At 71.8% G+C, this 4,848-nt stretch carries 1 protein-coding gene; it reads right to left on the reverse strand.

From position 1 onward, the window contains the following. On the reverse strand, positions 1-4,827 hold a 4,827-nt coding region (locus tag ON21_RS30755; RefSeq protein WP_245562802.1), incomplete at its 3' end, for a type I polyketide synthase. Positions 4,828-4,848 lie beyond the last annotated feature (21 nt).

Here is a 4,848-nt window from a genome sequence, read left to right on the forward strand (position 1 = left end):
GGTGCCGAGCGAGACGAGTACGTCCCGGAAGTTCAGGCCCACCGCCATCGTGCGCACCCGCACCTGCCCCGGAGCCAGTGGCTCCCAGGCGTCCCGAAGTTCGCTCAGGCCGAAATTGTCCGCGCTCAGGGTGCCTTTCCCGGTCGGCGCGAACGACCATTCCCGGTGGTCGGAAGACCCGGCGGCGCCCAAGAGTTCCGTGCCGCGCAGGCGGGCGTCATCCGCGTGCCCGGCACGGTGCAGGCGCGGGGCGTACGGGACGCCGCCGCGGACGGCGAGTTGGGGTTCGGCGTCCACAGTCAGCGCCAGGGCGACGCTCTCCCGGTGATCGGCCCGGTCGTCGACGTCGACGAGCAGGATCCGATCCGGATGCTCACTCTGGGCGGTGCGCAGCATCCCCCACGCCGCTCCCGCGGCCGGATCCACGGACTCACCGGGATGAACCGGCACCGCCCTCCGGGTCACCACGACGACTCGACCGTCTCGTTCCAGCAGCTCTCGTACGCGGGTCGTCGTCGCGGTCACCACCGCCCGCACGGTCGCGGGCAGGTCGCCCTCCTCGACCTCGGTTTCGAGCCGGACCACCGTCGCGTCCGCGCCCGCGACGTGCACGGTCTCGAGGTCACCGGCGACGTCCCAGACCGCGGTCCCGCTCGGCTCGACGGCGGGCAATGCGATCCAGTCGAGGCCGTAGCCGGAGGCGCGGCGGCGCACCGACGCGAACGCACCGGCCGGGAGACTGCGCAGGCTCAACGCACCGACCTCGGCCACCGGCCGCCCCGAGATATCGCTGAGCGTCACCGTGATTCGGGTTTCTCCCGCCGCCGCGGCGGATACGGCGGCATGGACTCGCACCGTGGTCGCGCCGGCCGCGTACAACCTGACGTTCTCCCACGAGTACGGCACGGCCACCGCACCGGCCTCCGATTCGGCCAGCCCGCCGACCAGGACGGAGTGCAGCGCCGCGTCCAGCAGCGCCGGATGCAGTCCGTACCCGCCGACCTGCGATCGAGCGGCCTCGGGTAGCACGACCTCCGCGAAGACTTCACCGTCGCCGCGCCACAGCGCGGACAGCCCCTGGAAAGCCGGGCCGTACTCGTAGCCGAGTTCGGCAAGATCCGAGTACGCGCCGGTGAGTTCGCGCGCGGTCGCGCCGGCCGGTGGCCAGCTCGTCGCCACCGTGGCGGCCGACGGGCCATCCGCTCGCGCGGCCACCGTCGCGGTCACGTGGCGTACCCACTCAGCAGACTCGGCACCGGCCTCGCCGTCCCGCGCCCGCGAATACACCGCGACCGCCCGTGCACCCGATTCCTCCGGCCCACCGGCGACCACCCGCAATTCGACGGCGCCCGCCGATGGCACCGGCAGCGGCGCCTCGATCACCAGCTCCGACACCGCGGGGCAGGCCACAGCCGCACCCGCGTGGAGGACGAGTTCGACGAAGGCGGCGCCGGGGAACACGACCGCCCCGCCGACCGCGTGATCGGCCAGCCACGGAGCGTCCGCCCGGGACAATCGCCCGGTGAACACGACTTCCGGCGAATCCGGCAACCGCACCAGAGCGCCGAGCAGTGGATGGCCCGCGTCGTCCAGACCCGAACGCGTGACATCCGACACCCGGACCGGCGGCAACCAGTACCGCCGACGCTCGAACGCGTAGGTGGGCAGCGCGACTCGCTCGACCGCGCGACCTGCGAACAGCGGCGTCCAGTCCACCGGCACTCCTCCGGTGACGGTCTGCGCCAGCGCGGTCACGAACCGATCCGGCTCGTCGGTCGAGCGCCGAGCGGTCGCGACCACGATCGACTCCGCCTCCGCGGCAGGCGTTTCGGCCAGGCACTGCCGGACCATGGCGGCCAGCACGGCATCCGGACCGACCTCCAGGAACCGCCGGACGCCGTCGTCGATCAGGGTGGCGATGCCCGGTGCGAACCGCACGCACCCGCGCACCTGGGCGACCCAGTAGTCCGGGTCGGTCAACTCGTCGCCGGCCGGAGCGCCCGAAACATTCGACACGATCGGGACGGACGGCCGGTGATAGGTCAAACCTTCTGCCACCCGGCGGAATTCGCCGAGCATCGGTTCCATCGCCGCCGAGTGGAACGCATGGCTCACCCGCAGCCGCGACGTCTGCACGTTCGCCGTGGCCAGCCGGTCGGCGATCGTGTCGATCACGGTGGCCGCGCCGGAGAACACCACCGATCCCGGACCGTTCACCGCGGCGATCGAAACCCCGCCGGCTACCTCGTCGAGCAGCTCCACCGCCCGTTCCTCGGGCATCGCCGCGGCCAGCATCGCGCCGTCGCCGGGCAGTGCGCCCATCAACCGCCCGCGCGCCACCACCAACGAGCACGCGTCCGGCAGCGACCACACCCCGGCGAGATACGCGGCGGTCAGTTCGCCGATCGAATGCCCGATGAGCACATCCGGAACGACGCCGAACGATGTCAGCAGCCGGAACAGCGCCACCTCGAACGCGAACAGGGCGGGCTGGGTGAACTCGGTGCGATCCACGAGGCCTGCGCCGTCCGGGTCGAAGACCAGTTCCCGCAGCGACCGGCCGAGCAGCGGATCGATGTGGGCGCAGACTTCGTCGAAGGCCGTGGCGAACACATCGAACACCGCGTACAGACCGGCGCCCATCCCGGCGCGTTGTGCGCCTTGGCCGGTGAACAGGAACGCCGTCCGGCCTGCCCCATTGGCCTTCGCCGCGATCGCGCCCGGGCCGCCTGCGGCCAATTCGGCCAGCCCGGCCAGCAGTTCGTCCCGGTCGCGTCCGACGACGGCGCCGCGCCACGGCAGCTGGGCACGGGTGGTGAGCAGCGCGTGGGCGGTGTCCCATGGTGTGGCGCCGGGGTGGCGGATCGACCACTGCCGCAGCCGTTCGGCCTGCGCCCGCAGGCCCGACTCGGAATCGGCCGACACCAGCCAGGGCACGACCGTCTCGATCCTGGGACCGGGAGCGGGCGCGTCCGGCGCGGCCGCGGGCGCCTCTTCCAGGATGACATGCGCGTTGGTGCCGCTGACACCGAAGGACGACACGCCCGCTCGGCGGACGCGTTCCCCGGCGGGCCAGGCCTCGGCCTCGGTCAGCAGCCGCACGTTCCCCGCCGACCAGTCCACATGCGGGCTCGGCTGCTCCGCGTGCAGTGTCTTCGGCAGGGTTTCGTGCCGCAGCGCCTGCACCATCTTGATCACGCCACCGACACCCGCGGCGGCGATGGTGTGGCCGAGATTGGATTTCACCGACCCGATGAACAGCGGGCGGCCGGCACGGTCGCGCCCGTAGGCATTGATCAGCGCGCCTGCCTCGATCGGATCGCCCAACATCGTTCCGGTTCCGTGCGCCTCGACCGCGTCCACGTCCGCGGGCGTCAACCCCGCGTCGGCCAGCGCCGCCGCGATCACCCGCTCCTGCGACGGACCGTTCGGCGCCGTCAGGCCATTGCTCGCACCGTCCTGATTGACCGCGCTACCGCGCACGACCGCGAGTACCCGGTGCCCGAGACGCCGGGCATCCGACAGTCGTTCGAGCACGAGCACTCCGACGCCCTCGGCGAAACCCACGCCGTCGGCGTCGGCGGAGAACGACTTGCAGCGTCCGTCCGGCGCCAGACCGCGCTGGCGGGCGAAATCGACGTAGAGGTACGGATCGGCCGCGACCGTCACACCGCTCGCCAAGGCCAGCGAGGTCTCTCCGTTGCGGAGCGCGCGAGTGGCCTGGTGCAGGGCCACCAGCGACGAGGAACACGCGGTGTCCACGGTGACGGCGGGACCTTCGAAACCGAAGACGTAGGCCACCCGGCCGGAGATCACGCTGTGCGTGGTGCCGGTGAGGCGGTAGCCCTCCAGTTCTCCGGTGACCCGATCGCCGTAGCCCGATGAGCACGCTCCGGCGAAGACGCCGGTGTCGCTGCCGCGCAACGCGACCGGATCGACACCGGCGTCCTCGAGCGCCTCCCAGGTCGCTTCCAGCAGCAGGCGCTGCTGGGGATCCATCGCGGACGCCTCCCGGGGACCGATGCCGAAGAATCCGGCGTCGAAATCGCCCGCGTCGGGCAGGAAGCCGCCACGTCGGGTGTAGGAGGTACCCGGGGTGTCCGGATCGGCGTCGAACAGTCGCTCGAGATCCCAGCCGCGGTCGGTGGGAAAGTCCCCGCTCGCGTCCACGCCCGCGGCCAGCAGGTCCCAGAGATCCTCCGGTGAGGCGACTCCGCCGGGGAAGCGGCAGCTCATGCCCACGATGGCGATCGGTTCGTCGACCGCGCGGTCCCGGCGCGGCGCCTGTTCGGCGGGCTGCTGCGCGGCGGTCGGCACCGCCAGGGAACGCACCAGCTTCGCCATCGCGATGGCGGTCGGGTGGTCGAAGACCAGTGTCGACGGCAGTGGCAGGCCGGTGGCTTCGGTCAGCCTGTTGCGGAATTCCATCACACCGAGGGAGTCGAATCCGATGTCGCGGAAGGGTTTGTCCGCAGGGATCGACTCGGCGCTCGTATGCCCCAGCACCGCCGCGGCCTGGGCGCGGATGAGATCGAGGACGACGCGGTCCTGTTCGGCAGCCGGACGACCCGCCAGCCGCGCGGCCAGTTCCGGTTGTCGCGCCGCGTCACCGGCGACCCGGCGACGGGACGGCCGCACCAGATCACGTGTCATGGCACGGGGTTTCGATTCCGCCAGTGCGTCGCGGTCCACGCGGACAGCGACGAACCCGGATGCGCCGCCCGCGAGTGCGGCGTCGAACAGGGCCATGCCTTCTCGCTCGTCCAACGGCGGGAAACCCTCCCGCCGCAAACGGGCGATATCGGCATCACCCAGCGCACCGGTCATACCGGTGCTACGGCTCCACAA

The sequence above is a fragment of the Nocardia araoensis NBRC 100135 genome (assembly GCF_000308435.1).
GTDB classification, from domain to species: Bacteria; Actinomycetota; Actinomycetes; order Mycobacteriales; family Mycobacteriaceae; genus Nocardia; species Nocardia araoensis.